The organism is Streptomyces sp. NPDC091387 (genome assembly GCF_044756945.1).
GTDB lineage: Bacteria > Actinomycetota > Actinomycetes > Streptomycetales > Streptomycetaceae > Streptomyces.
This window is the reverse complement of sequence record NZ_JBIVTZ010000013.1, coordinates 200,689-224,314: the sequence shown is the minus strand read 5'-3', so window position 1 is coordinate 224,314 and position 23,626 is coordinate 200,689. Positions and strand designations below refer to the sequence as shown.

The following is a 23,626-nucleotide window of genomic DNA, read 5'->3' as shown; positions in this document are numbered from 1 at the left end:
CTGACCGGCCGGACAGTACGGCGTCCCGCATGCTGGACGGGCCCGAAGGTTTTACCTTCGGGCCCGTCGCCGTTCCGGAGGGTTTGTGCGGAGCGACTCCTTCCGGAATCAGCCCTGTTGGGGGCGCCTGTGGGGCGAGCGGCCGGTGACCTCTGCGCGTGGGGGCGGCGGGTCGGGAAGGTTTTCCCATGTTGGTCTAGACCTTGACAGGTTCAGACCGGCAGCGCTTGAGTGTCGGCACCCCCCATGGCGGCGCACCGATGAGGTCGGTGCGCCGCGCCGAAGGAGTGTTCACATGATCAGACGCATCATGGGCGTGCTCGCCGCGCTCGGCGCGGTCGTCGCGACGCTGGTAATCCTCCCCGCCACCACCGCATCGGCCGCCGACTGCGCGGCTGCCTGGAACTCCTCGTCCGTCTACACGGGCGGCGGCTCCGCCTCGTACAACGGGCACAACTGGAGCGCCAAGTGGTGGACCCAGAACGAGACGCCGGGCAGCTCCGACGTCTGGGCCGACCAAGGCAGTTGTGGAGGCGGCGGCACGGATCCGGGTGACCCGGGCTCCTCCGACGGGTTCGTCGTCAGCGAGGCGCAGTTCAACCAGATGTTCCCGGGCCGCAGTTCCTTCTACACGTACAGCGGTCTGACCGCCGCCCTGAGCGCCTACCCGGGCTTCGCCAATACCGGCAGCGACGACGTGAAGAAGCAGGAGGCCGCCGCCTTCCTCGCCAACGTCAGCCACGAGACCGGCGGTCTGGTGTACGTGGTCGAGCAGAACACGGCCAACTACCCCCACTACTGCGACACCAGCCAGTCCTACGGCTGTCCCGCCGGCACGGCCGCGTACTACGGCCGTGGGCCGATCCAGCTCAGCTGGAACTTCAACTACAAGGCCGCCGGTGACGCCCTCGGCATCGACCTGCTGGGCAACCCCTACCTGGTCGAGCAGGACGCCGCCGTGGCCTGGAAGACCGGCCTCTGGTACTGGAACACCCAGAACGGTCCCGGCACCATGACCGCCCACAACGCCATGGTGAACGGCGCCGGATTCGGTGAGACGATCCGGTCCATCAACGGCTCCATCGAGTGCAACGGCGGCAACCCCGCCCAGGTGCAGAGCCGGATCGACAAGTACCAGGCCTTCGTGTCGATCCTCGGCACGACGCCCGGGTCGAACCTGAGCTGCTGACCGCGAGCTCCCTGTGACGGGGGGTGCGTCCGGCCTCACGGCCGGGGGCGCCCCCCGTCCGGCTGTCCGCCGTCGGCGAGGTCCAGCGCCCGGAACGCCAGCCACAGGTCGTAACGGGCGCTCGGCGACCGCAGGAGCGAGCGCTGCAGGACGGTCTCCAGGCGTGTCAGCCGCTTGCGCATCCCTGGCACGGAGATGTCCAGCACCGCGGCGGCCGGGCCGAGCTGGGCCTCGCACTCCAGCCAGGTGCGCAGTGTGGTGTACGGGTCGGCGGTGCTGCCGGCCGCTCCGGGGGCGCCGAGCGGGCGCGTCTGCTGGGCCGCCCAGGAATGGACCGCCGGGGTGCGCAGGATCTCGTCCAGCGAAGGGACGGGCGCCGCCGCGCCCCCGGCCGGGCGGGCGGCCCTGGGCAGGGCGGGCGTGGCACGGATGGACAGGGCCAGGTCGAGCGCGGACTGGTCGGCGACCCGGTTCAGATCCAGGTCGAGCAGCTCGCCGATCAGGCGCAACCGCGCGGCCAGCGTGTTGCGGTGGATCTTCAGGTGCTCGGTCGCGTGCGAGGAGAACGCCAGCCAGGAGGCGAGGGTCGCCGCGAGTTCCTGACTGCCCGGGTCCTGGCCGCGCCGCGGCAGATAGGCGAGCAGCGGCGCCAGCAGCGCATCCGCCCACCGGGCGCCCTCGGCACCGGTCACCAGGGAGAGTTCGGGAGCCGATCCGAAACGGGCGTGCCGCTGCGGCAGTCCGCGGGCGACGGCGAGCGCGTGGAACGCCTGGCGGTACGCGGTCGCCGTGTCGGACAGCGGTACGTCCTCGCTGATGCCGACGACGCAGTCGTCCACCACCGAGGCGACCCGCGGTCCGAGCCGCCCGTCCGCCTGCCCGGGTTTCGCGGGCACGACGAGGATCAGATGGCGTGCGTACACCGGGCACCGCACGATCCAGGACCGCCCGCCGGAGAGGTCCACACAGATGCGGGCCACCTCGTCCCGGTCGCGGCCCGAGCATGCGACGACGCAGACCCGGACCGGGTCCGGCAGGCTGGGCTTCAGGGCGCCCGCGACCTGGTGCGCGATCGACAGCTGGCCGGTCATCAGCAGGTGCAGCACCGCTTCCCGGCCGCGGGACTCCGCCAGGTCGACGCGACGGCGCTTGCGCTCCACGGTCTCGGCCGCCCAGCACATCGCCAGCGGCAGGGCCACGTCCGCGAGGAGCGTGGACAGTCCCTCGGGCAGCGGACGCCGGCCGACCACGGCGAGCACCGGCGGGGGCACGTCCGGCGGCGCGTCCAGGGAGTACAGCAGCGCGGTGTGCGCACCCTTGTCGAAGGAGAAGGACCGGGCGCCGAGCGCCGTCAACTCCGCGGCGCACTCGGCGGCGAGGGCGGCCCATCCGGCGCTGGCGGGATGGGGGACCCGGGCGACGCCGTGCAGGACGGTGCCGTCGCCGCCGAGCAGCCCCGCCCAGACCTGCGCACGCCCCGACACCCAGTGCAGCAGCCCCTGCGAGCCGCCCGACCGGGCAAGGCCGTGCATCCGTACGACGTCGTCCGCCCGCCTTCGCGCGTCCACACGTCCTCCGCTCCTGCCGGGAAACCGGGGTGCGGCGTACCGGCCCTGGCTGTGCGGACTGATACCTCCGGCCGTCCACACCGTGCGAACTGAATCTTCCCCTCACCTACCCCGCAACCTAGAGTCCGAACGCGGTTGCGGGCCTCCCGGGGGAGAGGCACGGGGGACGACGGCAGCGGCTTACGGGGGTGGCCGCTGTCGTCGGCCGCAATCGCCTCTTCATCGCGATGACGCAGGGCCTGCCCCAGGGGGCCGGTCTTCGTTGTCACGCGGGGTCGGGCACCTACCGCACTCCTCGCTCCTCCAGTGCCTTTCTCAGGGAGCGCAAGGCGTAGTACACACGGGACTTGACCGTGCCCTGCGGGACACCCAGGGCAGTGGCCGCCTCCTGGGTGCTGCGGTCGGCGAAGAACGTCTCTCGGAGTGCTTCACGGTGAGCGGGTGTCAGTGTCCGCAGGGCGTCGTGCACCAGGATCGACGACAGTATCTGCTCACTGTCGTCCGCCTTGGCGCCGAGCTCGCGCAGCCAGGTGTCGCCGCTGATCTCCAACGGCCGGGCCATCCGCGTGCGGTGCTGGTCGATCACGAGGTTCCGGGCGACGCGAAACATCCAGGGGCGTACGGCCATGCCCTCGGTGTCGACCAGATTCCGCTTGTTCCAACAGCGCATCAGGGTCTCCTGGATGACGTCCTCCGCGCGGTGGGTGTCACCGCCCAGCATCCGCAGCACATAGGTGTAGAGCGCTGGTCCGTTGTGCAGGAAGAGGTCACGCAGGGCCTGTTCATCGGGGGAGGTCGCGCTCGCCGACCCTATGACCGTCACGTTCATGGTGTGCTCTTGCTCCTTGGAATGACCGGCCCCAGCCTCCGGGGACCGGGTCCCGGTGCTTCGGTGGAACGGAGTGTTCCGAGGTGCGTTCCGCACTCGTTTGACGTTGGTTGTACGAGGCGATGGATCCGGGTGGGCCGAGGAGGAGAGAGGAGAGGCACGGATCCCGGGGTTGGATCAGACGTACGCCGCGAGGGTGTCGACGTGCCTGCGGACCTGTTCGGCGAGCTCCGTGTCATGGGACGACAGCAGACTGCGGCCTTCCAGCGCCCGCCACATGTGGATGAGTTCATGCCCGTGGGAGACGATGGCCCGGTCGTCGTCGAGCTGTTTCCAGGCGGCGGCCGCTCGCGCCACCTCGAGCGGTGCCTGACTGTGCCCGGCGCCGCACCGGATGCGGGCCACGGCCAGGGCCAGCACGATCGCCTCGCGGTGGGCGCCGGAGAGGTGTGCGAGGTACGCCTCGACCGAACGCGCCTCCAGTGCGTTCGGATGACCGGCGCCCATCGAACTGGTCAGACGCTCGCGCAGCGCGGTCGCTTCGGCGAGCGCCTCGTCCAGCAGCCCGGCATCCGCCAACGCCCGTATGCGGAGGACCGGTTCGGTGAGCTCAGCGGGGAGATCGACGGGGACGGCGTGCGGAGCGGCGTCGGCTCCGGTGACGGCTGTGGCTCCGGCGGCGGCTGCGGCACGGGCGCGGGCGATCGCGGTGGCGAGGGCGCCGGTCGTGGCCCCGGCTCCAGCGGGCTCGGGTTCCGGTGCCGGTTCCGCGGCCGGCGTCTCCTCGGGTGCGAGGACGTTGCTGGAGCCGTCCGGCAACACCCGCAGGACGAACGCGGTGCCGCCCGGACTGTCGTGCACCATCGCCTCGACCGCGGCGTCGCGCTCGTGCGCGTACCGGTGCAACTGGTCGAGTACGACTTCGTGCACGGACTGGTCCGGCGCCGGGACGAGGGGGTCTCCGTCGATCTCGGCGAGCCCGTGGTCGGAGATGTACACATCGAAGCGGGCCATGGCGGCAGTCCTCATGCGGTGGGAGTGGTGGTGGTCGGAGCGGCGGTGCCGGGCGAGGCCGGGTCACTGGGCTCGGGGGTGACGCCGGGAGTGGCGCCCGCCGGCGGGGCCGCGATGCCCTGGTACTTGGCGAACTGGGCGCGGATGCTGAGGATGTAACCCAGGGCCTCGTTGGTCTGCGGCACCCCCTTCGCCGCGCGTACGGCGTCCATCCCGACGGCATAGCCGGCCAGGGCGAGGTCCAGGGACGATCTGAGGGCCCCTTCGTCCCCGTCCTGCTCCCGGAGCTCGGCGTTGTCGATCATCTGCTGGCCCTGCTTGGCCAGATCGCACAGGTAGCGGCCCTGGGCCAGGATCGAGTCCTCTGCGTCCAGGGCGGAGGTCTTGTCGTTCTTGTCGTCGTCCTTGCCGTACTTCTCGAAGATGTCGGGCGGCAGCTGGGAGAGACCCAGCTCGCCGTTGGGTCCCTTCAGGGACGCGTCGAAGCCGGACTCCTTCTCGATCTGGGAGGCGATGACGATGGGGCCGATGGCCGGGCACTGCTGGCCGGCCCTCTTGATGGGGTCCAGCAGGTCGGCGGGGACCGTGGTGTTGTCGAGCCGGCCCTTGCCGTTGCCCTGGAGGACGCCGACCATCTGGTTCGCGACCTCCTGATGGGAACTGTTGCTTCCGTTGCCGCCCCCGAAGAGCAGGATCAGTGCGATGAGCGGGGCCAGGAGAACCCCGAAGCCGCCGAAGATCATGACCACGATCGCCGTGCAGACCAGGGCGACCGGCGACAACAGGCAGCCGCAGCCGGTACCGGCGATGAGGCTGTTCCGGACGGCTTTCGAGCCGCCGGTCTCATCGCCCTCTCCCATGCCTGCACTCATGCGCGCGTACCTTCTTCCCTTCGCCTTGAACCGCTGCGGCCACACGACCCGTTGTGCTGACCGTGGGGCTCGTCAGATCCCAACGGGCCCCGGCACGAATAAGTTCAAACCAGTGGAAAACAGATGATCCAGAGCAGCGGAATCACGAGCGAAGAGGGGGCGGGACGCGCATGGGCACTCCTTCGGTGACACCGCCGGGCCCGCAGTCATGGGTACGGGGGCCGAAATCCCCACAGGCGACGCCCCCCAACGGGGGCGCGCCGTCGGCTCCGGTGACACCCGTACCGCCGTCGGCTCCGGTGGCACCGCCTGTTCAGCCACCGGTGCGGACCGCCCTCCGCCCGGCGGCTCCCGTCCCGCCGCAGCAAGCCGCAGCCACGCAGCGCGCAGTTCCCCCGCGACGCGCCGCCCCCGCCCCCGCACCCGCTCCCGTCGAGGAGGCCGGCTGGGATCAGCCGAGGCCGCCGAAGGCGGCGCGCGGGAGGTCGCGCGACGAGGTCGGGTGGGTCAAGGCGCACGGCGGGGCCGGTACGACCTCGCTGATCGACACCCTCGGCGGGGTGGACGTAGGGGCCCGCTGGCCGGATCCCGCGCGGGGCGAGCCGCGGCGGATCGTCGTGGTCGGCCGGACCAGCTCGGGCGGACTGCGGGCGGTATCGCGGGCGTTGGGTGCGCTCAAGGAAGGGAAGGCCCCCCAGGGGCTCGACCTGCTGGGCGTGGTCCTCGTCGCGGACGCGCCCGGCCGGCTGCCGCTCGTACTGCTGCGCCGCATCCGGGTGCTGCGCTCGGTCGCCCGTGTGTACCGGGTGCCGTGGATACCGGCCTGGCGTACGGGTGGCCACCCGAAGCACGAACCCCGGCAACTCGCCACACTCGCCGCGCTGGTGGGAAGCGACCTCTACGGTGAGGGAGCCGTTTCGTGAACCACTCCCTGGCCGGCCCACAGTTCCTGGCCGCCTACACGCCGCCCACGGACGCCGACACCATTCTCGGCATCCTCGCCTGGTGCGCCTCGGCCGCCGGGGTCGGCGGACTGATCATCGTCGGCATTCAGATGGCGCTCCAGCTGCGCCGCGGCGATCCGGGCGAGGGCGGCGAGCACTTCCGCGGCGTCTTCTACGTCACGCTCAGCTGTCTCGTCGCCACCACGGCGGGTCCGCTCGTCGCGGCCCTCGGCGCCCTGTCGCTCCTCGGTCCGTAGCCGCGCACGCTGCCTCAACAGACCGTTCCGGACGGCCAGTCCCTTCCGTAACTCCAGCACCCTCTCGCCCACCGCTCACGCGGGCACCGACTCTTCGGAGATCCCATGTCACTGCTCCTCGCAGTCTCCAACATCCTGGCCGACGCGGCCGATACGGCCGGCACAACGGGGGGCACCAGCAACGTGCCCGCTCCGGTGAGCAACGCCCCCGAGGCGCTCACCGACAAGGTCAACACGGTGCTGGGCATCGCCGCGTGGGCCGGCACCGCCGCCGGTGTCGCCGGGGTGCTGATCACCGGCGCGATGATGGCCGTCTCCGTCAAGCGCGGCGAGAGCTCGGAGCACATGAGCCGGCTCGGCATGGTGCTCGGGGGCTGTGTCCTCGTGGCCACGGCGGGCCCCCTGATCAGCTTCGTCTTCGCGTAGGCCGGGCGGGCGGACGAGATGTTCAGACGCAGGGAACGGCGGGCCGCGGAGTCCGGTCCGTACTACAAACAGCGCAGTTGGCGGCTGTCGGCCGGGTTCATAGGCGTTGTCGTCGTGGTGGGCGTGATCGGCACACTGACGTCCGGCCACAGCGACACCACCCACCGCGCGACCACGGCGGCGTCCGTCGGCCCACTGTCCGATACCTCCGCGACCAAGGGCGGCCGGCCACGGGACTGCCGTACCGACGACAGTGCGGGCGACGTGCTGCCCACCTCCGTACCCAAGGACGTCAGTTGGCAGACGCTCGGGATCTCGCGCGTGCCGGTTTCCGCCTCGGCGGGGCCCACCCGGACCGACGGCGACCTGTGGTGGTGCTTCGCGCACACACCCACCGGGGCCGCGCTGGCCGCCCACATCATCCCCTCCCAGATGAGCGGGCCGGGCTGGCGGACCGTCACCAAGCGCCAGGTCGTGGAGGGAAACGGCCGCAAAATGTTCGAGTTCATACGCTCCACCGTCCAGGACACCGACGGCGAGTCCGGTAGGGCAGAGGCGTCCTACGCCGGCTTCTCGGTGACGTCGTACAAGAGCACGGCCGCGACGGTGAAGCTGCTCCTCAAGAGCGACGAGGGCTCGGCGGAGACCGTGATCCGCCTGCGCTGGAGCGGCGGCGACTGGAAGGTCGTGCCCGACGCCAACGGCGGTATGCACTCGCCGTTGGCGTCCGTGCAGAGCACCAACGGTTTCCTGCTATGGGGGGTCTGACGTGAGCTGCGCTACTGGAAATCCCGCGATCGACCTGCTCAAGGGGTTCTTCAGCTTTCTCGCCAATCCCATCGGGACCATCATAGAGATGGTCGCGAACATCATCCTCGCCGGTGCTGTCGCGGTGTTCGCGGCGCTGACCACCGCTGTCCCGACCCTGGAGGAAACGCAGACATCGAAGGGGATCAGTGGCGACACCCAGTGGATCGTGGTCTATCTCGCGGTCGGCTCGCTGCTCTTCGCCGCCGCACGCATGGCCATCGAGCGGAAGGGTGACGCGGGCAGGACCGCGCTGAAGGGCATCATGCGGGTGGTTCTCGTCTCGGGAGCGGCCACCACGGTCGTCGTGGCCGCCGCGGCTGTCGCGGACGACTACTCCAATTACTTGTTCAACGACGCCGTGCAGAACTCGCTGGCCAACGTCGGCGCCTGTTCGAACGGCAGCGGGATCCAGTCGTTCCTGCTGCTGGTCCTCGCCTTCCTGCTGCTGATCTCCGGGATCATCCACACGATTCTGATGTACATCCGGCTCGGCGTCATGATGCTGCTGCTGGGCACCCTGCCGTTGGCGGCGGCGGCCTCGATGACGGACTGGGGCGCCGGCTGGTGGCGCAAGCACATCGGCTGGATGGTCGCCTGGCTGATCTACAAACCCGCGGTCGCCCTGGTGATGAACGCGGGCATGGCGATGATCAATTCGGGCAAGGAGAGCGGCTCGGGCGCCGCCAGCACCATCAACACACGCATCGCCGGCATCGGCGTGATGCTGCTGTCCGCCGTCGCCCTTCCCGCGCTGCTGAAGCTCATCGTGCCCGCGGCCGCTGCCATGGGCACAGGCAATCCCATGTCGAGCCTGGGGCAGGCCGGGAGCAGCCTGGCCAGTGGCGCCGTCCAGCTCGGTGGCCGCGGCGCCAGTTCCGGCGGCGGCGAGTCGTCGGGTCCGAGTGGCGCGTCGGGCGCGACCGGATCGGGTGGTTCGTCCGGCGCCGGCGGTACGTCCGGATCGGGCGGTTCGTCCGGCGCCGGTGGTTCGTCCGGCGCCGCGGGCCCGGGTGCGAGCCCGGGTGCGAGCGGGTCCGGTGCCGCTGGTGCCGGTGCGGCCGTCAGCGGCAGCGGGGCGGCGGCTGCGGCCGGCGGCCCGGCAGGTGTCGCTGTCCTCGCCGCGATGGCCGCCGCACAGGTGGCCACCTCGACCGTGTCGGGTGCTGTCGAAGGCGCCGACGGCGAGCTGGGCCACAACAAGTGATCCCCGGGGGAGCGACGACGGCGGGCCGGTCCACCCGTACGTCCCGCCGTCGCCTCCCCTGACCAGCGGCGCCAGTGCTCCCCCCGGCGCGGCGGGAGCCCCGCGCTCTCCCCGCGGTCCTGTCACCACGGCCGTACCCCGACCGCCGCGCCCCGACCACTCACGAAGGGAAACCGGACCCCATGTCCACGGAAGCTGTCATCCATCCGACCTACGGAAACTGGCGCAGGCCAAGGCGGCCGGGGCTCGGCCCCCTTGGGCTCCTCGGCACCTTCGGGGCGTTCGGCGGGCTGATCGTCACCCTGCTGGCCTCGCTGATCTCGCTGTCCGCCGCAATCACCGTGTTCGTACCCGTCCTGGTGTTCCTGATCCCGCTCACCCTCCGCACCCAGGACGGACGGAACGTCTACCAGCTGATCGCGCTGCGCATCGGCTGGTCGCGCCGGAAGGCGAAGGGCGCGCACCTGTATGTCTCGGGGCCGCTGTCCGCCCGGCCGGGCGGCCGGTTCCGCCCGCCGGGTCTGCTCAACAAGGTCACGGCGACCGAGGGGCGGGACGCCTACGACCGGCCCTTCGGGGTCCTGCACCATCCGGCCCGCAACGTGTACACGATCGTCCTCGGCTGCGACCCCGACGGCGGCTCGCTCATCGACCCCGACCAGGTCGACGTCTGGGTCGCGCTGTGGGGTGAGTGGCTGGCCCGGCTGTCCCACGAACCCGGGCTGCGCGGTGCCTCCGTGATCGTGGAGACCGCCCCCGATCCGGGTACCCGGCTCGCCCACGAGGTGCTGCCCCGGATCCGCGCCGACGCTCCGCCCGCCGCGCGCGCCGTGATGGAGGAGGTCGTCGACCGCTACCCGAGCGCCTCCTCCGAGATGCACACCTACATCACCCTCACCTACGGGAACCCGGGCGGCCACAACCGCAAGAAGGAAGAAGTGATCACGGATCTCGCGATCCGTATCCCCGGTCTGCTCAGCGGGCTCGTCGCGGCGGGCGGCGGAGCCGCCTACCCCTTGTCGGCCGAGCGGATCGCCGAGGTCGTCCGCGTCGCCTACGACCCGGCCGTCGCCGCCGACGTGCTCAACGCCCGTGCCACGCAGGGTGGTACGGGCCTGGAGTGGGAGGACGCGGGGCCCGCCGCCGCAGTCGAGACCGTGAACAGCTATCAGCACGACTCCGGCGTCTCCCGGACCTGGATGCTGACCCTGGCGCCGCGCGGCACGATTCGCTCCTCGGTGCTCCGGGGCATGCTGGAGGCGGCCCCCGGCACTCGCCGTAAGCGGGTCGCCCTGGTCTACCGGCCCATCGACCCGGCCACCTCGGCGCGGATCGTCGAGTCGGACCGGCGCAGCGCCCAGTTCATGGCCACGTCCGGCAAGGGCATGGTGCAGGCGCGTGCGGCCTCCGAGATGCGGGCTGCCGAACAGACGGCGAACGAGGAGGCGTCGGGCGCGGGGCTCGTGGAGTTCTCGCTGATGCTGACGGTCACCGTCGACAACGCCGACGAACTGGCCGACGCGAGCGTCACCATCCGCAATCTGACCGCGGCGTCCCGGGTGCAGATGCGGCCTGCCGACCGGATGCAGGCGGCGGCGTTCGCCTGCACCCTGCCGGCCGGGGTCCTTCCGTGGGAGCAGACCCTCGTCCCGCACGAACTGCAGGAGGCGTTGTGAGCCGGCGCGAACAGAAGCTGGCCGAGCGGGCGGACCGACTGGCCGAGCAGCGGGCGGAAGCCTTGCCGCCCGGAGTGGTACCCGCCCCGGAGTCGCCCTGGTCGCAGGAGCCGGGGCGGAAGAAACCTGCCGCGTCGAAGGCCGGTGCGTCGAGGTCCGGTGCGCAGGGGAGCGGTGCGCAGGGCGACAGGCGGAAGGCGCCGCCCCGCCCCAGGGAGCTCTACGTCCCGGCCCGTGGCTGGTCCGGCGCGGGCGGCGGGCGCGTCGGCTTCATGGACCCGCCCACCATGTGGCGCGCCACCACCGTGCAGGCCTGCGGCATGTGGCCGTTCGCCGCCGGCTCCGGCTCACCGATGACCGGAGTACCGCTGGGACAGCACCTGTTCACCGGCGCCACGGTCTGCGGCGACCCGCTGAACTGGTTCACCCGGGCCCGCTACATCTCCAACCCGTCGCTGTTCATGCTCGGCATGCCGGGCCTGGGCAAGTCCACGCTCATCAACCGGATGCTCATCGGACTCGCCGCCACCGGCGTCGTCCCGCTGGTCCTCGGCGACCTCAAGCCCGACTACGCCGACACCGTGCGCGCGCTCGGTGGCCAGGTGATCTCGATCGGTCGCGGCCGGGGCGGCATCAACGTCCTGGACCCCGGGGCCATGGGCGCCGCGGCCGCGAAGATCGGCGGCGAGGCCGGCGAGGTCCTGAAGGCCGAGGCCCATGGCCGGGTACTGAACATGGTCGCCGCGCTCATCACCATCGTGCGCGGCCGGCCCATGGACGACCACGAGCAGTCCGTACTCTCCGCCGTCCTGCACCATCTGCGCGAACGCACGCCCCCCGGCCGCACCGTGCTCCTGCCCGACGTCCTGCGGGTCCTCACCGAGGGCCCGCCGAGGGTGCGCGCCGTCACGCTCGACCGGGGCGACGACGCCCGCTACCGGGACGCCGTCGACCCGCTGCACCGTTCCGTACTCGGCATCCTCGACGGCCCGCTCGGCGACACCTTCGCCTCGGAGACGTCCACCCGTATCGACCCCGACGCACCCGCCGTGTGCATCGACATCTCCGCTATCGGCGAGGCCGACACCCAGTTGACGGCAGCCGCGATGCTCGCCGCCTGGTCGGACGGGCTCGGTACGGTGGCGGCCAGCCACGCCCTCGCGGATGCCGGGCTCGCCCCGCGGCGCTGGTTCTTCACCGTGCTGGACGAGCTGTGGCGTCCCCTGCGCGCCGCCACCGGCATCGTCGACCGCATCGACGCGCTCACCCGCCTCAACCGCTCCCTCGGACTCGGCGACGCCAAGATCACCCACACCCTCAAGGACGCCGAAGCCCTCGGCACCGACGCGGACCGCGCCAAGGCCCGCGGCTTCGTCGAGCGGGCCGGGATGGTGGTGTGCGCCGGGCTGCCGAGGAACGAGATGGAGGATCTCGGCAAGGTCGTCGGGCTGTCACGCCGCGAGATCGAACTCGTCTCGTCCTGGTCCTCGCCCCCGGGCTGGGGCGTCAACGGCGACAACGAGGAACCGCCGGGCCGAGGCCGCTTCCTCATCAAGGTGGGTGGCCGCCCCGGCATCCCCATCAAGGTCGCCATCACCGACGCGGAACGCCACCTGCACAACACCAACACCCGCTGGACGCCCAACGAGCAGACGGTCGAGGAAGCCGTGGCCAAGGCCACCGGCCGGGTCCAGCGCGCCGCCCAGGAAGGGCCCTACCGCATACCCGGCGGCCCCGGCCCCGCATCGGCCGGGAGGTGGTCCAAGTGAGCGGGCAGCGCGGCGGCGGTGATCTGCATGACCTGCTGCCGTGGGCCATCGTGGCGATCGCCGGCACCGGCCTCCTCATGTTCACCGTCGCCTGGTCCGGCGGCACCATCGGCGCCGGGGTGACCGGCCATGGCTGGGACGCGCCGCCCTTCGCCATGTCGACCGTCTCCCGCCTGGTGTCCGAAGGGCCCGTCGCGCTGTGGCCCACGACCCCGGTGGCCGCCGTCTACGCGGGCATCCTCGGTCTCCTGGTGATCGTCGCGGTCCCGGTCGTCCTCGCCGTGATCCTCCTGGCGGGCCGCCCCGGCCGCACCAAGGGGCTTGCGAGCAGCCGCGAACTCGCCGCCATGTGCCCCAAGGGCATCGAGGCCCGTGCTCGCGAACTGCGCCCCACCCTCAAGGGCCGCAAGCGGCTCCACCCGGACGAGACGGGCAACCTCCTCGGCGAGCTCGACCCCAAGGGCCCTGAGCTGCGCAGCAGTTACGAGGACGTGGAGCTCGACCTCATGGCGCCACGGGCCGGCAAGTCCACCGGTATCGCCGTTCCCCGGGTGCTGCGCGCGCAGGGCGCCGTGCTGCTGACCTCCAACAAGGCCGACGTGTACGCCGTCACCCGCGCGGCCCGCGAAGAGGCCGGCACGGTCTGGACGTTCGATCCACAGGGCATCGCCCACAGTCCGCGCGCCATGTGGTGGAACATGCTCGCCGAGTGCCACACCACCGAGGGCGCCCGGCGGCTCGCGGGACACTTCGTGGCGTCCGTCAACGACGACACCGCGAAGAAGGACTTCTGGATCTCGGCCGCCCAGAACACCCTCACCTCTCTCTTCCTGGCCGCCGCCCGCAGCAACACCTCGGTCCAGGAACTCCTCGGCTGGCTCGCCGACCCGGCCGACCGCACTCCGGTCGATCTGCTCCGCGACCACGGACTCGTGGCGATGGCCGAGCAGCTCCAGGGCACGGTGCGCGGCGCGGTGGAGACCCGGGACGGCATCTACGAGACGGCCCGGCAGACCGTCTCCTGCCTTCTCGACCCCGAGATCCTGGCCTGGGTCACCCCCGACCCGAGGCTGCCCGAGTTCCGTCCCGACCAGCACGTCCTGGGCAAGGACACCCTCTACCTGCTGTCCAAGGACGGCGGTGGTTCGGCAGCCGGCGTCATCGCGGGCATCGCCGACACCACGATGCGGGCGGGTGTCGTCGCCGCCGAGCGCATGGGAGGCCGGCTCGACCCGCCGTTCACCGCCGTCCTCGACGAGGCCGCCAACGTGTGCCGCATCTCCGACCTGCCGGACCTCTACTCGCACTTCGGCTCGCGCGGCATCAACGTCGTGACCCTGCTGCAGAGTTACCGGCAGGGGGCGCGGGTGTGGGGTGACGTGGGCATGGACGCGCTGTGGAGCGCCGCGACCATCAAGCTGCTCGGCGCGGGCCTGGACGACGCCGACTTCGTACAGAAGATCTCCACGCTCGTGGGCCAGCACGACGTGCGCACCCCGAGCACCTCCCGCAGCAGGGACGGCACGTCACGCTCGTACTCGTACCGGCAGGAGGCCGTCCTGCCCCCCGACCGGATCCGCGCCCTGCCCAAGGGCGCCGCGCTGCTTCTGGCGACCGGAGTCAAGCCGGCCCTGATCCGGCTCCGCCCCTGGTACAAGGAGCCCGGCGCCGACGTCATCTCGGCGGCGGCGAAGGCGGAGACGGCGGCCATCACCGCACGGGCCGCGTCCCGGCTGACGGGGGTGAGCCTCGGCAAGCCGTCGCCCGGCCGGGACACCGCGCCGGTGTGACGGTCATCGGTCCATGCTCCTTGAACCGCCGCACGACACGGCCCGTTGTGGGTCTCGGGGCCCCGAGGGGGCCTCGCCCCTGACTGACGCGTAGGAAGGGAGCTCCGGACCGGATGAGACGGACCCGGCGCGTACACGGCTGCCGGACGGCGGCAGCCGTCGCCCTTGCCTGCGCCCTGATGGTGGCGAACCAGCAGGTGGCCCATGCCGACCCCGCGACTCTCCCCGAGATACGCGTCCGGCTGGACAGCCTCTACCACGACGCGGAAGTCGCCACGGACCAGTACAACGCCGCCGACGAGAAGGTGGGCGAGCAGCAGAAGCGGATCGACACGCTCAACGCCCTGGCCAGGACGGCCGAGACCAAACTGGCTGTCCTGAACTCACAGGCCGGGGCCGTGGCCAGGGCCCTGTACCGGGGCGGCCGACTGCCCGCCGAGGTGCAGTTCCTCCTCGCCGACAACCCCGCCACCGCTCTGGACAACGCCTCGTTGAACCGCCAGGTGCAGCAGGCCGAGCTGGGCGTACTCGCCGCTCTGAGCACCACCCGTGAGGCCCTGAGCGACCGCACCGACGAGGCCTCCGCCGAGCTGAAGCGGCTGGAAGCCACCCGTCAGGCCCGGAAGCGTGAGCAGGGCACGATCGAGCAGCGCCTCGCAGCAGCGAAGAAGCTGGAGTCGCGGCTGACGGTGGAGGAACTCCAGCGGCTCGCCGCCCTGGAGAAGGAGGAGGCCGCCGAGGCCCAGGCGGAGTGGGTGAGCACAGGTGCCCTCAAGAAGTCGGGTTCCAGAGCGACCGCGGCCGGCGAGAAGGCCGTCGCGTACGCGGTCCGGCAGCTCGGCAAGCCGTACGTCTGGGGCACCGAGGGCCCGGACTCCTTCGACTGCTCCGGCCTCACCTCGCAGGCCTGGCTGGCGGCGGGCCGCGCCATCCCCCGTACGTCAGAGGAACAGTGGCGGCAGCTGAAGCACATCCCGATCGAGGACATGCGCCCCGGCGACCTCATCGTCTACTTCTCCGACGCCAGCCACGTCGGCCTCTACATCGGCGGCGGCAGGATCATCCAGGCGCCGCGCCCCGGACGGTGGGTGTACGTGTCGCCGGCCGCGTCGATGGAGATCCTCGGCGCGGTACGGCCGGACGCCTGAGCGTGCTGACGCCCGCGCCCACCGAAGTCCCCACCCACCGACAGGAGGGCCCATGTCCACCACGCCGACGGAGCAGCCCGAAGCCCCCGGAGCCGATGACGATGCGGCGCCCGCAGCGGATGAGTACCTCGAACCTCCGCTGTTCATCCTCTACATGGAAGGGCCCGCGTATGCGCAGACGCTGCGTCAGCTGACGCTGTGGACCCACCATGTGCTGCTGCCGGTCTACGGCAGGGAAGTCACGTCCACGTCCCCCTGGTGCTCCCGTTGGTGGGAACACCCCGAAGCGGTGGCGCAGCTCCACGGTCTGTGGCTCGCCTGGGGCCAGTTGACGGGACCCGGGGCCGAGATGACCGGCCCTGCGAGCTGGCACCGCGACTACCTGTCGTCGGTCATGGACACCTTGCGGGATCCGCAGGGCCCCTTCGCCGGGTGCAAGCCGGGTATGCACCGGGCGAAGGAGACGCCTCCCGTCGATATGGCCGATCCGTTCGGACCGCCACCGCCACCGCCACCGCCACCGCCACCGCCACCGCCACCGCCGGGGCTCTCGTCCCCGTCGGGCTGGGAAAGGCCACCGGCGCCGCAGTGAGCGAGCTCCCAGCCACGGCTCGCCCGTCCACTGGCCACCGAAGTGCGGCGGACCTGGGAGAAGCCGGCCGGGCCGAACAGACTGGCACCAACCCGCGTCCGCCGGGCGTTCAGAAACCCGCACGCGAAGGCCGGTTCTCCAGCCGGTGCACCAAAACCGACCCGTGCCGGACCCGATCGGCTCCCGTGCTCGAAGAACCGCCGCCCGGCTACCGGTCACGACGTGGGCAGAGTGCTCGTTATCGGCGAGGCGTTCAGCCGTCCGGCACACCACAGGGTCGGCACGAAACCGCGTGGAACCGGATGAATGGCAAGCTCAAGGAGAGACACGCGACCCGTTCCCTTCTCGCAGTCTGCCCTCCGAGGCTGGCACGGCCGTCGTCCACGCGGGCGAACGTAGGCGGCCTCGTCGATGCAGGGCCCGGAGCGTCGGTGGTGGACGGATCGGCTCCGGCCTTCGGTTGAACCGTTCGGGTGTCGATTCCGTTGTAGCCGCTCAGCGAGCAGATCTGACATCCGTGGAAGGAAAACTGGCATGGCACGTCGTGACTCGGAGGTTTACGGGATCGATTTGCGGGCGCTTGAGGAGGGGACGGCATCGAAGAAGAAGAATGAACCGGCCTTCGATGCCCGCTCAGCGATCTCTGAGGAATCTGTAACACAATCACTTCCCGCAAATGTGGAGAACCGGCGAGTCTCCATCGGGTTCTACGATGGCGCAAGTAACACGACGTGGGCGGCCGTCCCGAGAGGTGCCAGTGAAAATAAGTGGGATGTTTACCGCTCCTCCGGACCGGCCAAGTGGGTTAAGGAGCACGGGGGGTCGATCCTGAAGGCCGTCAAGGCTGCGGCTGGCGCTCTCCAAGTTGCGGGCGCAGTGACTGAGTTGGCCGGCGGGTCACAGGGAGTCGCGAAGACCCTGACGGGAATCGGCCAGTATGGAGCCGCTGGCGCCGCGGCAGCGGAGGCCGTCGGGTATGGCTACTCCGCCGTTGGCCCGGGGACTCGGGGCGAGAAATTGGTCAACGGGGCCCACGGGTTCGCCGTGCTCACCACAGCCACGGTCAACATTGCGGCCATCGCGCGCCCAGAAGTAGAAGGACTTAAATTCGCCGCAATGGCCCTGCAGGCCACCGTCGATAACGTCCCATGGAAACCCGCGAGGGAGCAGGCACCGGAGAATAAAGCGGCGCAAGGACAGCAGGCTTCGGGTCTCGCCCCGAGGCAGCAGGACATGGGAAGTGTCGCCGTCGGGCAGAAGCCGAACTTCAATGACGTCGACTGGATACGTCGCCGGGCGACCGGGATCGTCGGGCCGAATGATGCGGCCAGTACGAGCAGCCGGAGCGAGAGCCCCGAGGGCACGCAGCAGCCGCCGTACAGAGTTTCCACCACGCCGCAGTACAACATGTCCAACGTTTCCTTCGCGCCGCGCAACAATTCCACCGCTCCGCAGTCACCCGCCCAGGGGGCGGCCGGAACCTATGGTCCGCCTGTCCCCAACAGTGGCAACAGTGCGCGCGGCGCATCAAGATCCAGCGAGAAGGCCACCAAGCCAAAGAAGGACAGGCCGACTAAAGGCAAGAGCCTTTAGTCGGCAGCAAACAGCTGACGCAAACCGCACCCACCAGCTCCATGCGCACGGCCGCGTCCCCGGGGCGCGGCCGTGCGCCGGAATCGCAGCCGACCGGTCGGGAGGTACGCACATGTCCGCCACCCACGCGTGGCGATTCGCGCCGGACGGGCTCCTGGAGCGGCGCCGCTCCGTGCCGGACGCCGACGGACGTCCGTCCCGTGAGATACCGCAGCGGCCGGTCACCGCCACCCCGTGGCTTCCCGAGACCCAGCTGCCGCCGGGCCTGTTGCCGCTGCCGAGCGGATACGAGTTGCGCGCCGCTGCTCCCTGGTCACCCTTGAAGGGGGCGCCTCGTGGCGGACGATAACTCGGTCGCGCTGGCGCGAGGCCTGATCACGAGCGAGTACGGACTGCGGGACCGGGAGCCCGGCCGTAAATCGGGTGCCGGGGACAAGGGCAGCATCTGGGCGCAGCTGGCGGACCAGTTGAAGCGCTTCATGGACCGGATCACCGGCCGGTCGCGGTCGGCATCGCAGTCGGAGCCGACATCCGCTCCGGCAATGTCCGCTTCGGCGGCATCGGCTCCCGCGATGTCGGCCGAGGTACAGCAGTCGGCCCCCATCTCCGAGCAGCAGATGCCCGGCAGCGTGGCGGGCTTCAGAGACATGATCGGTCGGCTGCCGGAACCCCAACGCGAAGCTTTCGAGGACGAGGTCCTCCACCAGGTCAGATCCAATAAGACGTGGCGCGATGCCTACGACGCATCCCCGATGAGCATGCCGATGGTCGCGGAGTACGCCAACAACGCGTACGAGCGGGAGCTACTGCGGGACACCCCCGGCAGCACAGCGGTCCGGGACCGCTGGGAGCGCCAGGCGCCGGCACCGGGGCCCTCGACGCCCCCTTTCCCGGGCCCTGGACCGAACGAGTTCATCGACGGCCACAACTTCGCTGCTGCCGGGCGTGGAGATGGGCCCGAGAACAGCATCTCGGCATTCGCATCCTCTTCTTCGCGCCCCGTCTCACCTGTGTCTCCCGAGCTCGCCGCCAGGTCAGGGCATGTCACTCCTACGTCTCCGCTTAGTGTGAAAGGAGTGGCGGCCGTTCAAGGTTGGCCGGGCAATTCCCGTCCGTCGCCCGTCCGCAGCACTGACACCTCGCCGCGGTCGCCCGTGTCGGGACCCACTCAGTCGAACCCGTTCCGCAGGTGAATGCGAGGAGCGTGACATCCGTCTCCGGATGAACCATCCACCGCGCCCCACCGTCGTGCCTGCGCAAGCGTAATCCGATCAACAGCCCCGCGTAAGCCCGATGGAGAGGGACCCTCGATGCGCAGACGCATGTTATTCCTCCTGGCGCTGCTCCTGGTCATCGGCGGTGTGTCAGGCACCGCCCTGGTGATCCAGGCGCACCGCTCCGACAGCGCAGGCATCCAGACCGCGGCCGCCGTCGCCGAACACACCATCACCCTGCGGAACGCAACGGACAGCCGTATCTGGGTCGGCAGCACGGTCAACGCCGACGGCTCGGCCGCGCTCACCGGGCTGCCGGTGCTGGACCCGGGCCAGGCCGCCGTCATCACCATTCCCGAGCGGCAGGGCGCCGGGCACTGGCGCGGCACCTTCTTCGCCCGTCAGGGATGCAGCGGTGACGAAGGCAGTTCGTTCCACTGCGCCGTCGGCGACTGCGGTCCGTACGCCGATCACTGTTCCACCGGCGAACAGCCAACCGGACTTGCCGAGTTCAACTTCGACCCGGCGGATTCCCTGGCGCCCTGGTACGACGTCAGCTACGTCAACGCCGTCTCGGCGCCCGTCACCATCACTCCGGACGGTGTGGCACCCCCCGCTGCCGGCGAGTGCGCCGTGGCGGGCTGTGTCGAGGATCTGCTGTCCGCCTGCCCGGCCGACAACCTGCAGAAGGACCCCGGCACGGGCAAGTCGCTGGTGTGCGTCAACCCGAACCGGGACGCGAAGACCCCCTACAGCGACATGATCAACCAGAAGTGCCCCACGGCGTACGCCTGGTCCAAGCAGGACGCGGAGCCGGGCAACAAGGTCATGTACCAGTGCACCAAGTGCAGCGGCCTGACCGTCTCCTTCGGCACCGGCACCGGCACCGGCACCGGCACCGCCACCGGCAGCGCCCCGAAGACGGACGCCGTCGTCACCGACCCGCCCGTCCCCGGCAACCCGGCGTCGCACCGCAAGGGCGTCAGCCTCAATCCCGTCGACGGCGCATCCCAGGCGCTGGCGGGGTCAGGCGCGTCCTGGTACTACAACTGGGCGTCGTCCAGCGGCCAGGTCGCCAAGCCGGACGGTGTCGAGTACGTCCCGATGATCTGGGGTCCTGGCTCGGTCACCGACACGGAACTGGGCCAAGCCGCACAGTCGGGCACGCAACTGCTCGGCTTCAACGAGCCCGACTCGGGCACGCAGGCCAACCTGAGCCCCGAACAGGCCCTGGACCTGTGGCCCCGGCTGCAGTCCACCGGCCTGCGTCTGGGGGCGCCCGCGGTCGCCACCGGTGCCGACCTGGCCGGAGGCTGGCTGGACCGCTTCATGCAGGGGGCCGACCAGCGCGGGCTGCGCGTCGACTTCATCCCCCTGCACTGGTACGGGGCGGACTTCGGCCCCGACGCCGCCAACCAACTGCGCGGCTACCTCCAGGCGGTGCACGACCGCTATCACAAGCCCATCTGGCTGACCGAGTACGGCCTGATCGACTTCTCCCAGGGCGTCCCCCGTTATCCGAGCGAGCAGGAGCAGACCGCTTTCATCAAGTCGTCGGCGCAGATGCTGAACGGCCTGGACTTCATGGAGCGTTACGCGTGGTTCACGCTCTCCACCGTGACCAGTCCGACGGGTCTGTATGACGGCACGACTCCCAACGCCAGCGGCCGGGCCTATCACGACGCGGGCTGATCAGGTCGTTGAACCGTCCCCACCTGCGATCCGTTGTCCGGATGCACGCCTGTCGTGGCCCGCTCCGGGGCCACGACGGGCTGTGGTCGGGGGAGATCGATGGCGGGCGTTGCGTGGTGGGCGGGCTCGTCCGCCGGCTCGGCCCCCAGCCGCCCGAGCCGCTCACGGACCCGCTCGGCGTCCGGATGGTTGAAGTCGGCGAAGAGCGCGAGTGCTTTGCGCCAGCTCACCCGGGCATCCTCCGGCTCGTCGGCCGCCAGATGGACATCACCGAGGTGGACCAGGGTATGACCCTCGCCCCACCGGTTGCCGATGTCCCGGTGCGTCTTGAGCGCCTGGTGGTAGCACTCGACCGCCTCGACCCGGCGTCCGAGCTTGTGGTGAACAGTGCCGAGGACGTCGAGGGTGATGCCTTCGACCCAGCGATTGCCGTTGTCGCGCAGGATGGTCAGCGACTGCTCAAGACAGTCGACGGCGTCGTCGAACCTGCCGAGCCTCTGATAGGCGTCGCCCAGGTTGCTCAGCAGGATCCCCTCTCCCCAGGCGGTGCCGACGGCCCGCTCGATGACCAGTCCCCGACGGGTGTACTCGACGGCCTTGGCGAGTTGACCGGTTTGAAGGTAGACATCGCCCAGGTTGGACACGGCCGACCCCCGGCCGTACGTGTCCCCGAGCTCCCGGTAGACGAGCACCGCCTGATGCAGGTGGTCGATGGCCTCGTCGAACCGGTCCGAGCCGCGCAGGGCGGCGGCCATGTCCGCGAGGCCCTGGGCTTCGCCCTCGCGGTGCTGGGCGGTCCGGGCTGCGGCGAGGCCCGCTCGGGCCGTGTCGGCCCAGTCGAGGAGGTGGCTGCGGAGGTAGAAGAACCCCCACAGGACGGCCGGCAGGCGCCAGGCGATGTCCGGGTGTCCGGACGTGGCGGCCTGATGCACAGCGGTGACCAGATGGGCCCGTTCGGTCTCGCACCAGTCCAGAGCCTGCTCGTGCGTCCTGAACTCCAGGGGCCGGCACGAGTCGGGCAGCGGGCCGAGGGGGATCCGGCGGCGGCGCGGTGTGATGTGTGTGTAGGCGGCGTCGGCGGTGTGCAGGTACCAGGAGAGCAGCCGCTCGACGGCCCGGTGCCGCTCCTGCGGCGCCTCCTCGGCACTGACCCGTTCGGCGGCGTAGACACGCAGCAGGTCGTGGAGGGCGTAGCGGCCGGGGAAGTGCTCGGTGAGCAGATGGGCGCGGGTCAGCTCGACCAGCAGCGTTCGGGTCTCACGCGGGGGGAGCCCGGCGAGGCCGGCTGCCGCCGGTGCGGAGATGTCGGGTCCGGAGTGCAGGCCCAGCAGCCGGAAGAGCCGCGCGGCGGGGGCGGACAGCGCTTTGTACGACCAGGAGAAGACGGCCCGTACGTCGGTACTGATGCCGTCGCCCCCCGCGAAGGCGTCGAGGCTGCCGTTGCTGTCGCGCAGTTCGCCGGCGATGGCGCTCAGCGGGAAGGCGGGATACGCGGCGGCGTGGGCGGCGACGATCGCCAGCGCCAACGGCAGCCGGGCGCAGCGGGCGATGATCTCGGCAGCGGCCTGCGGCTCGGCCGCCAGCCGTTCGGTGCTGAGGCGGCGCGCCAGGAGTTCGTACGCCTCGGCGGGCGACAGCTGGTGCAGCGTCAGCGGATGTGCTCCTTCCCCCGCGACCAGGCCGGTGAGCTGATTGCGGCTGGTGACGATGACCACGCAGCCGGGTGCGGCGGGCAGCAGCGGGCGGACCTGCTCGGTGTCGCGGGCGTTGTCGAGGAGAACCAGCACCCGCCGATGCACGAGCATGCTGCGGTACAGCGCCGTCTGGGCGGCGAGCCCGGTGGGGATCTGCATCGGGGGAACGCCGAGCGCGTCGAGGAAGATGCGGATGGCCTCGTCCGGTGTCATCACGGAGCCGGTCGGATGGAAACCGCGCAGGTTCAGGTAGAGCTGTCCGTCGGGGAACCGGTCGGCGATCTCGTGGGCCCAGTGCACGGCCAGGGTGGTCTTGCCTATGCCGGCCATTCCACCGATCGCACTGATGACCACGGTGGCCGGGGGGCGGCCGTCCTTCGGCAACAGGGCACGGGCCCTGTCGAGGTCGGTGTGCCGTCCGGCGAAGTTCGCCAGATCGGCGGGGAGCTGTGCGGGGCGGGCCGGTTGCCGCAGGGCCGGGGACGCCGACTCCTGGGGTGCTTCCGGCCGGCGGGGCGGGACGAGGGACACGTCGGCGGCGAGTATGCGTTCGTGCATCTCCTGCAGCGCGGCCCCGGGTTCGACGCCCAGCTCCGCTCTCAGGCTGCGCCGTGTCCTGCGGTACACCGACAGCGCCTCGGCCTGTCTCCCGGACCGGTACAGCGCCAGCATGAGCAGTTGGCACTGCTGTTCGCGCAGTGGGTGCCGGCCGGCCAGCGAGGTCAGTTCGGAGATCACTTCTTCGTGGCGGCCGAGTTCCACGTCGATGTCCAGCCGGAGCTCCAGCGCGGTCAGTCGTTCCTCGCTCAGCCAGGAGCGCTCCGACTCGGCCAGCGGCCCGGGGACTCCGGCGAGTGCCCGTCCCTGCCATGTGTCGAGTGCGGTGTGCAGCAGACCCGCCGCGTCGGACAGCTCGCCGTTGGCGCGCAGCTTCCTCGCCTCCGCGACGCGCTGCTCGAACACCGCCAGATCCAGGGCGTCTTCCTGGAACCTGATGAGATATCCGCTGCCGACCGAGACGACCGGCTGCGCGGAGTCGGCCGTTCCCCGCTCCGGCTCCAACACCTTGCGCAGGCGCGACACATAGGTCCGCAGGACGGATACGGCGGCGGCCGGCTGGTTCTCGCCCCAGACAGCGTCGAGAAGCTCATCGAGGGTGGCGGGGCGTCCCCTTCGCAACAGCAACGCCACCAGTACCGCTCGCTGCTGCGGTGAACCGAGATCCAGCTCTCGTTCTCCGTGCCACGCACGGATCGGCCCCAGCACGGAGAACCGCACGGAGTTCGTAGAGGACTTCACCTCGTGGACTCTAATGACCTGCGGCTTTGCACCGTACTGCCGGGGC

Annotated in this window: 20 protein-coding genes; 15 read left to right on the top strand and 5 right to left on the bottom strand. The window is 70.7% G+C overall.

Annotation, left to right across the window (positions count from 1 at the left end; all coding sequences use genetic code 11):
- Positions 1-295 precede the first annotated feature (295 nt).
- Positions 296-1,189: a glycoside hydrolase family 19 protein gene (locus ACIQM0_RS27025; protein ID WP_401291243.1), complete on the top strand. Its 894-nt coding sequence runs from the start codon at positions 296-298 to the stop codon at positions 1,187-1,189.
- Between the two features lie 35 nt (positions 1,190-1,224).
- Here ACIQM0_RS27025 and ACIQM0_RS27020 read toward each other — a convergent pair whose 3' ends face one another.
- The 4 genes from ACIQM0_RS27020 to ACIQM0_RS27005 form a co-directional block, all read right to left on the bottom strand.
- On the bottom strand, positions 1,225-2,721 hold the full coding sequence (locus tag ACIQM0_RS27020; protein ID WP_401291366.1) for a helix-turn-helix domain-containing protein: 1,497 nt from the start codon (positions 2,719-2,721) through the stop codon (positions 1,225-1,227).
- 319 nt (positions 2,722-3,040) lie between these two features.
- Entirely contained in the window at positions 3,041-3,586 is a 546-nt protein-coding gene (locus tag ACIQM0_RS27015) for a sigma-70 family RNA polymerase sigma factor (protein WP_401291240.1), read from the bottom strand.
- A gap of 177 nt (positions 3,587-3,763) precedes the next feature.
- Positions 3,764-4,615, bottom strand: a complete 852-nt coding sequence (locus ACIQM0_RS27010; protein WP_401291238.1) for a hypothetical protein — start codon at positions 4,613-4,615, stop codon at positions 3,764-3,766.
- Positions 4,612-5,472 (bottom strand): transglycosylase SLT domain-containing protein, encoded by an 861-nt coding sequence (locus tag ACIQM0_RS27005; protein ID WP_401291235.1) that lies wholly within the window; start codon positions 5,470-5,472, stop codon positions 4,612-4,614. Before ACIQM0_RS27005 ends, ACIQM0_RS27010 begins: the two co-directional genes overlap by 4 nt.
- Positions 5,473-5,795: 323 nt before the next feature.
- On the opposite strand from ACIQM0_RS27005, the gene ACIQM0_RS27000 reads away from it, so the two are divergent.
- The 14 genes from ACIQM0_RS27000 (at position 5,796) to ACIQM0_RS26935 (ending at position 20,587) form a co-directional block, all read left to right on the top strand.
- Complete coding sequence (locus ACIQM0_RS27000; protein ID WP_401291233.1) at positions 5,796-6,395, top strand: hypothetical protein; 600 nt, start codon at positions 5,796-5,798, stop codon at positions 6,393-6,395.
- The gene (locus tag ACIQM0_RS26995) at positions 6,392-6,673 is read left to right on the top strand and encodes a hypothetical protein (protein ID WP_401291231.1); all 282 of its coding nucleotides are present in this window, start codon (positions 6,392-6,394) and stop codon (positions 6,671-6,673) included. The genes ACIQM0_RS27000 and ACIQM0_RS26995 overlap by 4 nt, the downstream gene beginning before the upstream one ends.
- Positions 6,674-6,778: 105 nt before the next feature.
- Positions 6,779-7,099, top strand: coding sequence for a hypothetical protein (locus ACIQM0_RS26990; protein WP_401291229.1), 321 nt, complete (start codon positions 6,779-6,781; stop codon positions 7,097-7,099).
- 18 nt (positions 7,100-7,117) lie between these two features.
- A complete protein-coding gene (locus tag ACIQM0_RS26985) occupies positions 7,118-7,867 on the top strand; it encodes a hypothetical protein (protein ID WP_401291227.1) in 750 nt (249 codons plus the stop codon).
- Position 7,868: 1 nt separating this feature from the next.
- Positions 7,869-9,113 carry a hypothetical protein gene (locus ACIQM0_RS26980; RefSeq protein WP_401291224.1) on the top strand — a complete coding sequence of 415 codons (1,245 nt, stop codon included), beginning with the start codon at positions 7,869-7,871 and terminating at the stop codon, positions 9,111-9,113.
- A gap of 182 nt (positions 9,114-9,295) precedes the next feature.
- Positions 9,296-10,789, top strand: a complete 1,494-nt coding sequence (locus tag ACIQM0_RS26975) for an SCO6880 family protein (RefSeq protein WP_401291222.1) — start codon at positions 9,296-9,298, stop codon at positions 10,787-10,789.
- A 272-nt stretch (positions 10,790-11,061) separates the two neighbouring features.
- Entirely contained in the window at positions 11,062-12,558 is a 1,497-nt protein-coding gene (locus ACIQM0_RS26970; RefSeq protein ID WP_401291364.1) for an ATP/GTP-binding protein, read from the top strand.
- Between the two features lie 77 nt (positions 12,559-12,635).
- Complete coding sequence (locus ACIQM0_RS26965; protein WP_401291362.1) at positions 12,636-14,348, top strand: TraM recognition domain-containing protein; 1,713 nt, start codon at positions 12,636-12,638, stop codon at positions 14,346-14,348.
- Positions 14,349-14,461: 113 nt separating this feature from the next.
- Positions 14,462-15,496: an NlpC/P60 family protein gene (locus ACIQM0_RS26960; protein ID WP_401291219.1), complete on the top strand. Its 1,035-nt coding sequence runs from the start codon at positions 14,462-14,464 to the stop codon at positions 15,494-15,496.
- A 52-nt stretch (positions 15,497-15,548) separates the two neighbouring features.
- On the top strand, positions 15,549-16,088 hold the full coding sequence (locus ACIQM0_RS26955; protein ID WP_401291216.1) for a DUF4913 domain-containing protein: 540 nt from the start codon (positions 15,549-15,551) through the stop codon (positions 16,086-16,088).
- 534 nt (positions 16,089-16,622) lie between these two features.
- Positions 16,623-17,681, top strand: coding sequence for a hypothetical protein (locus ACIQM0_RS26950; RefSeq protein ID WP_401291214.1), 1,059 nt, complete (start codon positions 16,623-16,625; stop codon positions 17,679-17,681).
- Positions 17,682-17,793: 112 nt separating this feature from the next.
- Positions 17,794-18,030, top strand: coding sequence for a hypothetical protein (locus ACIQM0_RS26945; protein ID WP_401291212.1), 237 nt, complete (start codon positions 17,794-17,796; stop codon positions 18,028-18,030).
- Complete coding sequence (locus tag ACIQM0_RS26940) at positions 18,017-18,874, top strand: hypothetical protein (RefSeq protein WP_401291210.1); 858 nt, start codon at positions 18,017-18,019, stop codon at positions 18,872-18,874. Before ACIQM0_RS26945 ends, ACIQM0_RS26940 begins: the two co-directional genes overlap by 14 nt.
- A gap of 129 nt (positions 18,875-19,003) precedes the next feature.
- Positions 19,004-20,587 carry a glycosyl hydrolase gene (locus ACIQM0_RS26935; protein WP_401291207.1) on the top strand — a complete coding sequence of 528 codons (1,584 nt, stop codon included), beginning with the start codon at positions 19,004-19,006 and terminating at the stop codon, positions 20,585-20,587.
- On the opposite strand, the gene ACIQM0_RS26930 is transcribed toward ACIQM0_RS26935, so the two are convergent.
- Positions 20,572-23,580 (bottom strand): AfsR/SARP family transcriptional regulator, encoded by a 3,009-nt coding sequence (locus ACIQM0_RS26930; protein WP_401291204.1) that lies wholly within the window; start codon positions 23,578-23,580, stop codon positions 20,572-20,574. The two genes, ACIQM0_RS26935 and ACIQM0_RS26930, sit on opposite strands and share 16 nt — an antisense overlap.
- Positions 23,581-23,626: the final 46 nt, after the last annotated feature.